Here is a 13303-nt window from a genome sequence, read left to right as displayed (position 1 = left end):
CATCTCTTCCGTGGGCTAGGCCAGGATCGTCAGTTCCATGGCCTTGGCGGTGACGCGGTTGGCGCCCGTCACCCGCACGAACAGCGGGAACCTGCCCGGCGTCGGCGGGATCAGCCATTCGCCCCACGCGTGATCCGGCTCGCCGCCGCCGAGCGCATGCAACGCCGTCAGGCCCAGCAGTTGTCCGCCGTGCTGCGGATCGCCGAGAAACACTTCGGCCCAGCCATCGGCACGCTGCGCCATCCCGGCGCCGACGCTGATGCGGAAGCCGGCATACCGGCCGCCCGGCAGCTCCGCATGGTCGGACACCAGTTCGCCATGCGCGTTGCGCACCGCCAGCGGCCTGGCCGGTAGCGCCAGCAGGGCAGGCGCCGGCGCGGCTTGGGCCGAGCTCGCCCGCAGTGCCGTCGACGCGACCACCAGCGGGAACCATCCCTCCTTGTTCTGCGCCGGGCTGTCGTTGGTGATGCTGATGGCGTTGTGGGTGGTCGCCTGGCCCAGGGCGCTTTCGACGGTCGGCACGAAATAGACGGCGCTGTTGTTCGCCAGCACCACGCCGGAACGGTATTCGTTGCCCGGCTTGACCTTGGCGTTGCCGGCGCTGCTGGAGATGCGGATCACCGAGGCCGACGACGTCAGCGCGTCGGGGTTGACCTGCAATCCCGCGTTCTTGAATGCCGTCGATCTCTGCAGCGCCGAAGCCAGCGCGTTGAGCACTTCGGCCTGGCCGCTGCCGCCCTGGCTGACGTACTGGATGGTATCGAGCACCTGCTTCTGCTGGTCCTGCAACACGATCGTGTACTTGACGCCCGGCAGCGGAATATTGCGCAGGCGGATCACCGCGAAATCGGTATGGCGCACGTGCGTCTGCGGAGCCAGCGTGCCGTCCGCGCGCTTCCAGCGGATCTCGTTGTCGGGATCGACCACGGCGTAGATACGGTACTCGCGCCGCGTGCTGCCCGCCGGCAGCGCGGGCGGTTCGAACGCGCAACGGGCCCGGCCGATGCCGCGCGGCGGAATCACGTGCTTGTCGTCGGCCGCCGAGCGCTGACTGTCCGGATGCGGATGCGACGGATCGGCCAGGTTCGCGTCGAGGAATTCGACCGCGACGGTGCCGATGGTGACGCGGGCGCCGGTCTCTTCGCGCGAGATGCTGTCGACCTCGACGTAGTCGAAGCGCACCTTGACCGGCTTGCTGGTGCCGTCGGGTGCCAGGCCGAGCTTGCTGCCGAGGCTGAAGTTATGCACGCGCACCTCGAGCATCAGCTTGGTGCCCGGCGCCACCGCACCCGATACCGGCGTCAGCAGGCCGGTGGTCTTGCTTGGGGTTGCGTAGCAGGCCAGGCCGCCCCGGATGCGGCGGGCGTTGTCGAGCGTGTTGAAGCCCGAGCCATCCGGCAGGAAGCGATACGGCAGATTCAGCGCCGCGTCCGGCGCGGCATAGGTTTTCGCCCACCATTCCTGACCGACGCCCTCGGTGAAGCTGGTGGCGCTGGACATCTTCAGGGTGCCGTCCTTGGTCGCGTAGAACAGCGGCTGGAAGGCGTAGCCCATGTTCTTGTTGAAGCTCGGCTTGGTCAGCAGCAGCTTCCGGGTGCGCGCACCGGTGATGTTTTCCAGGCGCTGGTTGGTCCAGCCGTGGCTGCCGCCCGTCGAGGTCTTGAAGCTGGCTTTGAAGCTCGTGCTCATGACGAGATAGTCAGCGTTCGCCTCGAACGAGACCGTCGTGTCGGAGCTGCCGCTCAGGGTCTTGCTGTACTCGAAGCTCGACGTGCCGGCCGCCGTGGTGCTCCAGCTGATGTCCTGGGTTTCGCTGTTGCCGTTGCAGAAATACAGGATCGGCGTGGTCAGCGGTTCGGTCACCGTGACGCTTTGTCCGGGCTTGTCGCCGGGGCGGCGGATTTCACCCATGTCGGCAGGCGTGTAGCCGACGTTCATCCCCGGCGCAAGCACCGGATAGCTCAGCGCGTTGCCGTTCTGGTGGGTCGGCTGATAGACATCCGGCAGCGTGCTGCCATCGCAGGAGACCGCTTGCTGCGGAAGGGGGCGCGGCATCGAAATATCGACGAACACGTAGTCGCCGTTGGCCGCCTTGCGGCCGAGCACGCGGTAACGGTAGATGTCCACGGTGCGCTGCACATAGCTCAGCGCGTCATCGCTGTTGGTGCTCGCCGACAGTTTGGTGGAATGGCTGCTGGCTTCGCTGCCGTGTTCGGTGCTTTTTTCGTTGTAGGCATAGCCGAACTTGACGGTCTCGGTCACGCTCAACGACATGCCGCTTTTCTTGATGTCGCCCACCGTGACGCCCGCGCCGATGGTGAGTTCGTCGCTATGGTTGAAGGTGTTCGCCACGGTGCCGGTGTGGGTGGTGGTCACCTGTTTGCTCTGCTCGTCGGTATAGGTGACGTTGAAGCCCGCCTGGAGGCTGACGTTGACGATGCCGAGCGGGCTCGGCGGATCGTTGTTGGGCAGGTAGTCGATATGCTTGGGCGGCTCCTGCAGGATGTAATTGGTGCTGATGATGTTGTCGATGGTGATGCGCACCGGCGGCGCCAGCCGGGTGGAACGCCCCTTGAAATCGTAGGCAACGATGGCGATGCCGGTGTTGGTGGCGTTGCTGAAGCCGGGGTCGCTCGATGCGTTTTTCTCGTCATAGCCGGCGACGGTGATCCCCTGGTCGCCATCGATATTGAGCGTGCCTCGATGCAGCGTGACCACGCCGGGCCTGCCCGAGCCGTTGTTGGTGAGGCTGGCCGCCACCAGGGTGTCGGTCGGCGACGGTGGATTGAGCTGGCCGTCGAACAGATTGGCCGCCTTGGCATCGAGCTGCACGATCAGCTCGCCGGTGTCCTGGGTCTGGACCTGTCCATACCAGGAGAAATTCCACGCCGGCGCCGCCGAACCATCGCCCCCGGCCTGCGCCGCCGAGATGGAGAAGCCGACCGCCTTGACGTAGTTGTAAGTCCCTTCATAGAAGTCGAACTTGCCCCTATTGGTGGCGAGCACCGAGTACACCACCGCCAGCTGTTTGCGGCCCAACGTGTAGCCCTTGGCCGGGTCCAGCCGGTACTGGCCTGCCGCCAGTGCGAACACCTGCTTTCTCGGGCCCTGCAGAAAGACCGGATCCGGTGTCCTGTGGCGGGCCTTGAAGTCGTCCCGGTTGATCGCCTTGTGGTGATGCCGCACCGCCAGCACCGCGCCTTCCTTGGCGGCGTAGTACGGATCGCGATCGAGCATGGTGACGATCAGGTTGCAGATGTTGTCGTTGTTTCCGCTGCGGCGGCCATCAGCGTGATAGATCACCGCCACCTGCTCGCGTCCCTGGCCGACCAATACGCCATTTATCCTGCGCTGGCCGGTCGGGCCCAGGAAATCGCCCACCGCCACGTCCAGCCCCGTATTGCCCGTCACGTTGTCGGCCACCGTGATCTTCTCGCGCAAGGTCAGGCCTGTCGCGCGCGCGCCGGCATCGACCGAATAGTCATAGACGACGGCCTGGATACGGATCTTCTCGGGGTTCGCACGTTCCGCCGCGTGGTAGACCACCAGGATCTGCCGCTTGCCGTTGCCGCTGAAGTCGCCCGTCTTCACGATCACCGTGCCGGGCCGGCGCTGCGACTCGCCCAGCCGCGGCAGAAAAGCCAGCGGATCCGGCAGGCGGACCGCCGTGTGCGCATGCGGCAGACCCCACGCGAAGTTGAACACCTCCAGCGTCACGTCGGAGTCGGTGGTCTCGCGCACGGTGATGATCTCGTCGCGCGTGCGGCCGTCGATCACCAGGCCGTCGAGATCGGCAATCGCCAGTGCCGCCGGCGTCTGCATGTGCATGTTGTCGGCATGCAGACTCACCCTGTCCGTGAATTTGAAGGACGGGAGCGCGATGTTTGCCGCCTTCGCGGGGCCGCCCAGATTGGCGACCTCCCAGGTCACCTGGGCCAGCTGCTGATTGAGCGTGGTCACCGCATGGCGTTTGAGCGCAAAACATTCGTCGTAGTCGTCCGTCATGACCCGGCCTACCGCCACGGCGTGGCGCAGATAGGCGTCGGCGGTGCCGTTGCCGGTCGCGAAGTCGTGGGCCTTCGACTCGTCCAGCTGACGATTGCTCTTGAACAGATGCGCATTGAACCTGGCTTTCGAATCGTCCCTGGCCCAGGTCAGCACGCCCAGGCCTTCATCGCGAAACAGCACGCGGCTGTCGGCGGTTCCGAACGGATCGGCAGCGCCTGGGCTGGCCTCTGCGCGGGGTGATTGCGTGGCAAGAACTTCTTTCGCATCGACGGACATAGCGTTCCCCTGTGTGATGACAGTTGCCCGGCGGATGTCGGGGCAACCACGGAGGGGCGACGCTATCGCCTCGAACGGGCGCGGTATGTAGCACAAATGCGCCACATGCCTGGGGGCGGGGCCTGCATCGATTCGCTGGGCGAGCCGGATGGTGTCAACGCGGAAGAGGTGTATCGAGCGGTCCCCGAAATGCAGACGGGCAGGCGCAAGGCCTGCCCGTCTTCAAGGTTCCGCAGCCGGCGAGCTGCGCCGGCCAAGGAGCGTCAGGCGCTCACCAACCCATGTAATGCCCGCCGTTGATCGCCAGGTTGGTGCCGGTGATCCACGCTGCTTCCTCGCCGGTGAGGAAGGCCACCGCATGGGCGATCTCCTCCGGCTTGCCCAGGCGGCCGACCGGAATCTGCGCCACGATCTTCTCGCGCACTTCCTCCGGCACCGCCATCACCATGTCGGTGGCGACATAGCCCGGCGACACCGTGTTCACCGTGATGCCGAACTTGGCGTTCTCCTGCGCCAGCGAAATGGAGAAGCCGTGCATGCCGGCCTTGGCCGCGGCGTAGTTGGCCTGGCCGTACTGGCCCTTCTGGCCGTTGATCGAGCTGATCTGCACGATGCGGCCCCACTTGCGCCCGCGCATGCCGTCGATCACCGGGCGGGTGACGTTGAAGCAGGCGTTGAGGTTGGTGTTCACCACGTCCATCCACTGCTGGTAGCTCATCTTGTGGAAGGTGGTGTCGCGGGTGATGCCCGCGTTGTTGACCAGGATCTCGACCGGGCCGGCCTGGGCCTCGATCTCGCGCACCATGGTTTCGCACGAAGCCGGATCGGAGACGTCGCCCTGCACCAGCACCACGTCGTAGCCTTCCTGTTTCATCGCGGCGCGCCACGCCTCAGCCTTGGCCGGGTCGCGATAATTGGTGGCGACGCGATGGCCCTGGCGGGCCAGATACCGAACGATGGCGGTGCCGATGCCGCCCGTGCCACCCGTGACCAATGCCGTGCGCTGCGTCATGCCGTTGTCTCCATAGATGCGCGAAGAGTGCGAGGAAGCCGAACTGGTGTTGCCTGGCCATGTTGATAGGGAAACATGGCAATTCGTCGACGTAAGGAAACCGCCATGCGCGCGATGCGCTGCGCCGTGGCGGCTCGGTCTTTATAGCGGTTTATGCCGCCGGAATCAGCGCTTCAGGAGGCCAATCGTTCGCTGCAGTGCGGCAAACGCGTGGGATCGAAATGCGCGAGCGTCTGGGACAGCAGGTCCTCGGGATGGTTCGCTTTCATCTCGTACGGAAGCTCGAGGAAACGCAGGGCGCGGCGCAGGGCAGGCAGCGGATCGCCGGGGTCGACCGGATGCGCATTTTCAGACTTCGAGAGCTTGCGCCCCTGCGCATCCACTGCCAGCGGCAGATGCAGATAGGTCGGCGTGGCCAGTCCCAGGCAGCGCTGCAGCCAGAGCTGGCGCGGGGTGGAATCGAGCAGGTCGTTGCCGCGCACCACCTGGCTCACGCCCTGCCATGCGTCGTCGACCACGCAGGCCAGCTGGTAGGCGTAGAAGCCTTCCACGCGCCTGATCACGAAATCGCCGGCGGCTTCGCGCAGGTTCTGCCGCTGCGGGCCTTGCAAGCCGTCGACGAAGCCGACCTCCACGTCAGGCACGCGCAAGCGCCAGGCCGGCGCGCGCGAAGGATCCGGTGCCGCCACGCAGCGTCCGTCGCGGTGCATGCCGCCGGCCGCCGCCAGGTCGGCGCGGCTGCACCAGCAGGGGAAGACCTGGTCGCGCTCGCGCAGCTGCTCGAAGGCCGCTTCGTAAGCGTCAAGGCGATGTGATTGGAACAAGGCCGGTTCATCGGCGGCGAGTCCGAAGGCGGGCAGGGCATCGAGGATGCTTCGCGCGGAACCGGGGACTTCGCGCGGCGGGTCGATGTCCTCCATCCGCAGCAGCCAGCGGCCCCCGGCGTGGCGCACGCACAGCCAGCTGGCCAGGGCGGCAACGAGGGAACCGAAGTGGAGTTGGCCGGTCGGAGAGGGGGCGAAGCGTCCGCGATAGGTCATCCATGCATTGTAGGGGACAGCGGCGCGGCCGCTCTTGAAACCGGTACGCTTTGCCACGATTACTTGCGTGCGGCCCCGCCGCATTCCCTTTTCATGACTGCCCAGAGAGACAGCCATGCGTCGCATCGCACTGTTCCTGCTTACCAATATCGCCGTCCTGTTCCTGCTCAGCATCGTGTGCCGGCTGCTCGGCATCGACCAATGGGCCGCCTCGCGCGGGCTGGGCGGCATGCCCGGCCTGCTGGCCTACGCCGCCGTGTTCGGCATGGGCGGCGCCTTCATCTCGCTGGCCATGTCCAAGTGGATGGCCAAGATGTCCACCGGCGCCCGCGTGATCGAGCAGCCGCAGAATGAGGGCGAGCGCTGGCTGCTCGACACCGTGCGCCGCCACGCGCAGAACGCCGGCATCGGCATGCCCGAGGTCGCGATCTACGACGCGCCGGAAATGAACGCCTTCGCCACCGGCATGAGCAAGAACAGCTCCCTGGTGGCGGTGAGCACCGGCCTGCTGCAGCAGATGGACCGCGAGCAGGTCTCGGCCGTGCTGGCCCACGAGATCGGTCACGTCGCCAACGGCGACATGGTCACCCTGACCCTGATCCAGGGCGTGCTCAACACCCTGGTGATCGTGGCGGCGCGCCTGGTCGGCCGCGCGGTGGACAGCTGGCTGTCCGGCGGGCGCGAGCGCGACGGCGGCGGCATCGGCTATTTCGTGTCGGTGATGGTGCTGCAGCTGGTGTTCGGCCTGTTCGCCTCGATGATCGTGATGGCCTTCTCGCGCTGGCGCGAGTTCCGTGCCGACGCCGCCGGCGCCAAGCTGGCCGGCCGCGGCGCCATGGTCTCGGCCCTGCAGCGCCTGCAGGCCAACCACGGCGAGAGCACCCTGCCGCAGACCATCGCCGCGTTCGGCATCTCCGGCCACCTGGCCTCGGGCTTCCAGCGCCTGTTCATGAGCCACCCGCCGCTGGACGAGCGCATCGCCGCGCTGCAGCAGCAGGGCTGAGCCACACCGTTTTTCACGGGAGGCGGACGCGCGGCGTCCGCCTCCCTTGTTATTGTTCGCCATCATCCACGCCGAAACCGCGTCCATGACTACCGAAACCCGCAAGTTCGAAGCCGAAGTCGCCCAGGTCCTGCATCTGGTCACCCATTCGCTGTACTCGCACAAGGAAATCTTCCTGCGCGAGCTGATCTCCAACGCCTCCGACGCCTGCGACAAGCTGCGCTTCGAGTCGATCGCCCAGCCCGAACTGCTGGCCGGCGACGGCGAGCTGCGCATCGACGTGAGCTGGGACCCGGCCGCGCGCACCGTCACCGTGCGCGACAACGGCGTCGGCATGAGCCTGGACGAAGTGGTGGCCAATATCGGCACCATCGCCAGTTCCGGCACGCGCCGCTTCCTGGAGGCGATGAGCGCCGAGCAGAAGACCGATGCGCGCCTGATCGGCCAGTTCGGCGTGGGCTTCTATTCCGCCTTCGTGGTGGCCGACCGCGTCACCGTGCTGACCCGCCGCGCCGGCGCGCCGCTGGGCGAGGGCGTGAAGTGGGAGAGCGACGGCAAGGGCGAGTACTCGCTGGAGCGCCTGGAGCTGGCCGGGCGCGGCACCACGGTGGTCCTGCATCTGAAGGCCGACGAGGACGAGTTCCTGCAGCCGTGGACGCTCAAGTCCCTGATCACCCGCTATTCCGACCACGTGGCCTTCCCGATCCGCATGCCGCTGGAAGTGGACGGCAAGCCGGGCGAGGAGTGGGAAACCATCAACGCCGCCTCGGCGCTGTGGACCAAGCCCAAGTCGGAGATCAGCGACGAGGACTACCAGAGCTTCTACAAGTCGCTCGGCCACGACTTCAACGATGCGCTGGCCTGGGCGCACAACCGCGTCGAAGGCAGCCAGAGCTTCACCACCTTGCTGTACCTCCCCGCGCAGCCGCCGTTCGAGCTGATGATGGGCGGGCGCGACGAGCGCAAGGGGCTGAAGCTGTACATCAAGCGCGTCTTCATCATGGACGCCGCCGAAGAGCTGCTGCCGAACTACCTGCGCTTCGTGCGCGGCGTGGTGGATGCGGACGACCTGCCGCTCAACGTCAGCCGCGAGATCCTGCAGCAGAACCGCCAGCTCGAGCGCATCAAGAGCGCCTGCGTGAAGCGCGTGCTCGACCTGCTGGAAAAGATGGCGCGCGACGAACCCGAGAAGTTCGCGACCTTCTACAAGGCCTTCGGCAACACGCTGAAGGAAGGCATCGTGGAGGACCACGCCAACCGCGAGCGCATCGCCAAGCTGCTGCGCTTCGCCTCGACCAAGGGCGAGAGCGCCGCGCAGACGGTGTCGCTGGACGACTACATCGGCCGCATGGCGCCGGGCCAGGAAACCATCTGGTACATCACCGCCGACAGCCACGCGGCGGCGCTGGGCAGCCCGCAGCTGGAGGCGTTCAAGGCCAAGGGCACCGAAGTGCTGCTGATGTCCGACCGCATCGACGAATGGATGCTCGGCAGCCTCAACGAATACGCCGGCAAGAAGCTGCAGAACGTGGCTAAGGGCGAGCTGCCGCTGGACGAGGCGGACAAGCAGCGCCAGCAAGAAGCCAGCAAGGCCGCCGAGCCGCTGCTGCACAAGCTGAAGGAGCTTTTGGGCGAGCGGGTGAAGGACGTGCGCGTATCGGCGCGCCTGACCGATTCGCCGTCCTGCCTGGCGCTGTCCGATTTCGAGATGGCCCCGCACCTGGCCCGCCTGCTGCGCGAAGCCGGGCACGACGCGCCCGAGAGCAAGCCGACGCTGGAGATCAATCCGCGCCATGCCCTGCTGCAGCGCGTGGAAGCGGAGGGCGACGAGGGCAAGGCGCGCGATCTCGCCAACCTGCTGCTGGAGCAGGCGGAGATCACGGCCGGCGCGCAGCTGCCGGATCCGGCGGGCTTCGTGCAGCGCATGAATCGCGTGCTGCTCGGCTGAGCGAAGCCTCCGTTCGCGCATGAAAAAAGCCCGCCGGTGACGGCGGGCTTTTTCGTTGACGCCGTGTGGTTGCTCAGTGGCCTCGGGCAGGTGGCGGCGCCACAGGATTGCTGGCAGGTGCACCCATCGACGGCATCGACTGCAGGGCGCGCTCGGCACCGGTCGGATAGCCGAACCGGCTCTGGTTGCCCTCGAAACGCGGGGAGTGCATGCGCCGCGGGAAGTCGTCATTGGCCAGCATCAGCCGGCGCCCGTCCAGGTTCACCCAGTGCCAGCGGCCGATCGGCACCGGCTGCGCGGACAGGTAAGCGAAGCCCGCATCGAACTTGCCGTCGTCGCGCGGCGAAGCCTTCAGCGCGACGTTGATGATGCATTGGCTGCTGATCGCCTTGCCCTTCCAGTGCGCGGGGCCGGAGACCATTTCGTCCAGGTTGGTGCGCAGCAGCCGTTCCATCACCGGCGGCAGTTCGCGTGCCGGCGAGGCGCTGGTGATCTTGCCGGCGGCGTCGACGTTGACCAGGACGGGCAGGGTTCTTAGGGGAAAGTCGCTGAGCGATTCGCTCGCCATCGCCGCCTGCGAGGCGACGAGCGACAAGCCCAGTACCGCGAGGAAATGCATGCGCTTCATGGCTGGCTCCTTGGCTGGAGGGTGGGGGCCTCCGGGCCGCTGTTGCGGCCACCTCCCGCGCGGACTCTGATCCTGGCCCCGGCCGGTGTCAACGCGGCCGGGCCGCGGCGAGCCGGGCGATCCGCCGCGCCTCGATGCCGATCTCGCGCAGTTGGCCGGTGGGCGAGGGACTTTGGCCGCAGAAGAACAATCCCGGTGCGGCGGCGGTGCCGGTGACGCGTGGCTGGCCCTGTGCATCGAGCGCCTCGGGCGTGTCGGGGAGCAGCGTGCGCAGGTCGGGACGGAAGCCGGTGGCGAGGATCACCGCATCGAAAGTTTCGGTCACCGATTTGCCGCCGGTCGCGGGCGAGGGCTCGAACGCCACGCCCTCGGCGGTGAAATGTCCGATGCCGCCGCGCACCTTGATCCGCCCGGCGCGGATCGCCGCCACCGTGCCGATATCCAGCAGCGGAATCTTGCGGTCCTCGGCGATCATCCGGCGCGGTCCCTTGGACGCTTTCACCAGGCCCAGCCGTTCGATGGAACCGACGGCGAGGCGGATCGCCGGCGCGTTGAGCGCATCGGCGAGAGCGGGCGGCAGCGCGGCCTGGCTGACCGCCCAGGTGAGGATGGGCAGGCCGAGCAGCTCGCGCGGCAGGATGCATACCGGACTGCGCACGGCCAGGGTGGTGTCGACGCCGGCATCGGCCAGATCCAGCGCGATTTCGCCGCCGGAATTGCCGAAGCCCACCACCAGCACGCGGCGGCCGGCGTAAGGCGCGGGGTTGCGGTAGCTGCTGCTGTGGATCACGTCGCCGCTGTATTGGGCCTGCCCGGGCCAGGCGGGCACGTGCGGGAAGTCGGCCCAGCCGGTGGCGATCACCACGATCGGTGCATTCCATGCGCGCGAAGGCGTTTCCACGCGCCAGCCGTGTTCCATGCGCAGGATGGCGCGCGCGGCGCTGCCGAATTCCGGCCGCAGCTCGAAGTGCGCCGCATAGCTTTCCAGATACGCCACCACCTGCGCCCGCGACGGATAGCGCGGATAGTCGCGCGGCATCGGCAGCCCCGGCAGGCCGGAATGGCCGCGGTCGGTGTGCAGGTGCAGGCGGTCGTAGTGGCGGCGCCAGACCGCGCCGACGGTGGCGGCTTTTTCCAGCATGACGCTGCGCAGGCCCTGCTCGCCGAGCATGGCGGCACAGGCCAGGCCGGCGGGGCCGGCGCCGATCACCAGGGCGTCCGTGTCGCTCATCGGTGCATGCCTTTCTCAGGTGGCGGTGCGGCGATTATGGGCATTCCACTTCGCCTTCGCGCCGGGCCGGCGAAGGTCGCGGGCGAAGCTGCGAAACTAGCGGCCTGGTTTCTCTCCAAGCCCCGGTGCCGATGACCGCCCTGATCCTGCTGTTCGCCTGTCTCCTGCTCGGCCTGCTGGTGCAGCGCTACGCGCGGCCGCCGGCCGGCACCGTGCAGGGCATCAACTGGTGGGTGATCAATATCGCGCTGCCCGCGCTGGTGCTGCAGCTGGTGCCGAAGGTGCAGGTGAATGCGCAGCTGTGGTTTCCGGTGGCCACCATGTGGATCACCTTCTTCGGCGCCTGGGCCTTGTTCGCCGCGCTGGGGCGCGGGCTGGGCTGGTCGCGCGGACGCATCGGCGCGCTCACCCTGGTGTGCGGGCTGGGCAATACCTCGTTCATGGGCTACCCGATGATGCAGGCCCTGCACGGCTCGGAAGGCCTGACCCTGGCGGTGGTGGCCGACCAGCTCGGCTGCTTTCCGCTGCTGGCCTCGGCCGGCGTGGTGGTGGCCAATCTCTACGCGGGCGGTTCGACCGATGCGGGCGCGATCGTGCGGCGCATCCTCACTTTTCCGGCGTTTCTGGCGCTGGTCCTGGGCGGCATCGTCGGCGCGCTGGGTGGCTGGCCGCCGGTGGCCGACGGCGTGCTGGGCGCGGTCGGCAATACGCTGACGCCGCTGGCGCTGTTCTCGGTGGGCCTGCAGTTCAAGTTCAAGCTCGGCGAACGCCAGGCCGCGCCGCTGGCCATGGGCCTGGCCTGGAAGCTGGCGCTGGCGCCGCTGATCAGCCTGGCCGTCGGCGTGGCGGCGGGTGTGGGCGGCTTGGTGCTGACGGTGGGCGTGCTGCAGGCGGCGATGGCGCCGATGATCTCTGCGGCGATCCTGGCCGACGAGCACGGGCTGGAACCGTCGCTGGCCAATACGGTGCTGGGCGCGGGCATCGTGCTCTCGCTGGCCACGGTGCCTTTGGCGAACCTGCTGCTGGGCGGATAATGGCGGCATGACTGCATCGACCGAACTCAACGCCGTGCGCGTGGACGTATGGCTCTGGGCCGCGCGCTTCTTCAAGACCCGCAGCCTGGCCAAGCAGGCCATCGACGGCGGCAAGATCGACGTCAACGATGCCGGCTGCAAACCCGCCAAAACCCTGCATTCAGGCGACCGCCTGCGCATCACCCGCGGCGAGGAACGCCTGGAGGTGGAGGTGCTGGCGCTGAGCGAAAAACGGGGCCCCGCACCCGCGGCGCAGGCCTTGTACCGGGAGACCGAAGCCAGCCTGGCGGCACGCGAAAAGGCACGCGAGCAACGCCGCCTGGTGGGCGCCGTCGGCCCGCTGCGGCGCCCGGACAAGCAGGAACGTCGGGAATTGCGACGCTTAAAGGACTCTCTCTGAGCAGCGCATCGCAGTTTGTCCGGCGCTTCTGAGCGAGCATTCGCATCGGCTACGGCGCGGCGCGATGGCGTGTTCCGCCCCGGCAGCAAGCGGAAAAGGGGCCGCGCATCATGTCTGGAATCGGATTCTTCAAGCGCCTGCTCGGTGCCGCGGCACAGGAGCAGGCAGAGGCCGTGCGGCTGCAGGCGCCGGAAGGCGCGCGCGTGCTGATGGTCGACGACTCGCCCACCTTGCTGGCCGTGCTCGGCCGGCAGCTCGGCCAGGAAGGCTATGCCACGCTGCGGGCGCTGGACGGCGAAAGCGCGCTGGACGTGGCGCGCGCTGAACAGCCGGCGCTGATCTTCCTGGACATCGTGCTGCCCGGCATCAACGGCTTCGCCGTGCTGCGCACGCTGCGCCACGATCCGCTCACCCGCGACATCCCGATCGTGATGATCAGCGGCAACCAGCAGGCCACCGAGCAGTTCTACGTGCAGCGCTTCGGCGCCGACGATTTCCTCAAGAAGCCGTTCGGCCGGCGCGAGGTGCAGGTGTGCATCGACCGCCTGGTGCGCACGGGGCGGCTGCCGGCGCGTGTGGCCGAAGCGGTGGAAGTGGCGTCGGCGATGCCGGAGCTGCCGTGCGAGGAGTTGCCGTCGGGCCTGTCCGGCCTGGCCGTATAACGACGGCGTAGGTTGGGGTGAGCCGCAGGCGAACCCCAACACCGGGTTCCTGGGACACGCC

Annotated in this window: 10 protein-coding genes; 5 read left to right on the top strand and 5 right to left on the bottom strand. The window is 67.6% G+C overall.

Features of this window, described 5'->3' with window-relative positions; genetic code table 11:
• Positions 1-15: 15 nt before the first annotated feature.
• The 3 genes from KK141_RS14750 to gluQRS form a co-directional block, all read right to left on the bottom strand.
• On the bottom strand, positions 16-4188 hold the full coding sequence (locus KK141_RS14750) for a hypothetical protein (protein WP_214571332.1): 4173 nt from the start codon (positions 4186-4188) through the stop codon (positions 16-18).
• Positions 4189-4555: 367 nt separating this feature from the next.
• Positions 4556-5296: an acetoacetyl-CoA reductase gene (gene phbB / locus KK141_RS14745; RefSeq protein WP_167254335.1), complete on the bottom strand. Its 741-nt coding sequence runs from the start codon at positions 5294-5296 to the stop codon at positions 4556-4558.
• A 173-nt stretch (positions 5297-5469) separates the two neighbouring features.
• The gene (gene gluQRS, locus KK141_RS14740) at positions 5470-6336 is read right to left on the bottom strand and encodes a tRNA glutamyl-Q(34) synthetase GluQRS (RefSeq protein ID WP_214571539.1); all 867 of its coding nucleotides are present in this window, start codon (positions 6334-6336) and stop codon (positions 5470-5472) included.
• A 115-nt stretch (positions 6337-6451) separates the two neighbouring features.
• On the opposite strand from gluQRS, the gene htpX reads away from it, so the two are divergent.
• Positions 6452-7339: a protease HtpX gene (htpX, locus tag KK141_RS14735; protein WP_214571331.1), complete on the top strand. Its 888-nt coding sequence runs from the start codon at positions 6452-6454 to the stop codon at positions 7337-7339.
• Positions 7340-7424: 85 nt separating this feature from the next.
• Positions 7425-9287, top strand: coding sequence for a molecular chaperone HtpG (gene htpG, locus KK141_RS14730; RefSeq protein WP_214571330.1), 1863 nt, complete (start codon positions 7425-7427; stop codon positions 9285-9287).
• Between the two features lie 73 nt (positions 9288-9360).
• Here the strand turns inward: htpG and KK141_RS14725 are convergent, their stop codons facing one another.
• Together KK141_RS14725 and KK141_RS14720 are read right to left on the bottom strand one after the other, a co-directional pair.
• The gene (locus KK141_RS14725; protein WP_214571329.1) at positions 9361-9915 is read right to left on the bottom strand and encodes a hypothetical protein; all 555 of its coding nucleotides are present in this window, start codon (positions 9913-9915) and stop codon (positions 9361-9363) included.
• An 88-nt stretch (positions 9916-10003) separates the two neighbouring features.
• Positions 10004-11146: an NAD(P)/FAD-dependent oxidoreductase gene (locus KK141_RS14720; protein ID WP_214571328.1), complete on the bottom strand. Its 1143-nt coding sequence runs from the start codon at positions 11144-11146 to the stop codon at positions 10004-10006.
• A gap of 131 nt (positions 11147-11277) precedes the next feature.
• On the opposite strand from KK141_RS14720, the gene KK141_RS14715 reads away from it, so the two are divergent.
• The 3 genes from KK141_RS14715 (at position 11278) to KK141_RS14705 (ending at position 13242) form a co-directional block, all read left to right on the top strand.
• Complete coding sequence (locus KK141_RS14715) at positions 11278-12180, top strand: AEC family transporter (protein ID WP_214571327.1); 903 nt, start codon at positions 11278-11280, stop codon at positions 12178-12180.
• Positions 12181-12187: 7 nt separating this feature from the next.
• Positions 12188-12580 carry an RNA-binding S4 domain-containing protein gene (locus tag KK141_RS14710; RefSeq protein ID WP_214571326.1) on the top strand — a complete coding sequence of 131 codons (393 nt, stop codon included), beginning with the start codon at positions 12188-12190 and terminating at the stop codon, positions 12578-12580.
• A gap of 110 nt (positions 12581-12690) precedes the next feature.
• On the top strand, positions 12691-13242 hold the full coding sequence (locus KK141_RS14705) for a response regulator (protein WP_214571325.1): 552 nt from the start codon (positions 12691-12693) through the stop codon (positions 13240-13242).
• Positions 13243-13303: the final 61 nt, after the last annotated feature.

The sequence above is a fragment of the Dyella sp. LX-66 genome, from assembly GCF_018599165.1.
Lineage (GTDB): Bacteria > Pseudomonadota > Gammaproteobacteria > Xanthomonadales > Rhodanobacteraceae > Dyella_D > Dyella_D marensis.
The sequence above is the reverse complement of the archived record's forward strand: the minus strand, read 5'-3'. Positions and strand labels throughout refer to the sequence as shown.

What these genes read in the sequence shown, in the direction of transcription:
- KK141_RS14710 (WP_214571326.1), top strand. Translation starts at nt 12,188, where the DNA reads ATGACTGCATCGACCGAACTCAACGCCGTGCGCGTGGACGTATGGCTC.
- KK141_RS14725 (WP_214571329.1), bottom strand. Translation starts at nt 9,915, where the DNA reads ATGAAGCGCATGCATTTCCTCGCGGTACTGGGCTTGTCGCTCGTCGCC.
- KK141_RS14720 (WP_214571328.1), bottom strand. Translation starts at nt 11,146, where the DNA reads ATGAGCGACACGGACGCCCTGGTGATCGGCGCCGGCCCCGCCGGCCTG.
- gluQRS (WP_214571539.1), bottom strand. Translation starts at nt 6,336, where the DNA reads ATGACCTATCGCGGACGCTTCGCCCCCTCTCCGACCGGCCAACTCCAC.
- KK141_RS14705 (WP_214571325.1), top strand. Translation starts at nt 12,691, where the DNA reads ATGTCTGGAATCGGATTCTTCAAGCGCCTGCTCGGTGCCGCGGCACAG.
- htpX (WP_214571331.1), top strand. Translation starts at nt 6,452, where the DNA reads ATGCGTCGCATCGCACTGTTCCTGCTTACCAATATCGCCGTCCTGTTC.
- KK141_RS14715 (WP_214571327.1), top strand. Translation starts at nt 11,278, where the DNA reads ATGACCGCCCTGATCCTGCTGTTCGCCTGTCTCCTGCTCGGCCTGCTG.
- htpG (WP_214571330.1), top strand. Translation starts at nt 7,425, where the DNA reads ATGACTACCGAAACCCGCAAGTTCGAAGCCGAAGTCGCCCAGGTCCTG.
- phbB (WP_167254335.1), bottom strand. Translation starts at nt 5,296, where the DNA reads ATGACGCAGCGCACGGCATTGGTCACGGGTGGCACGGGCGGCATCGGC.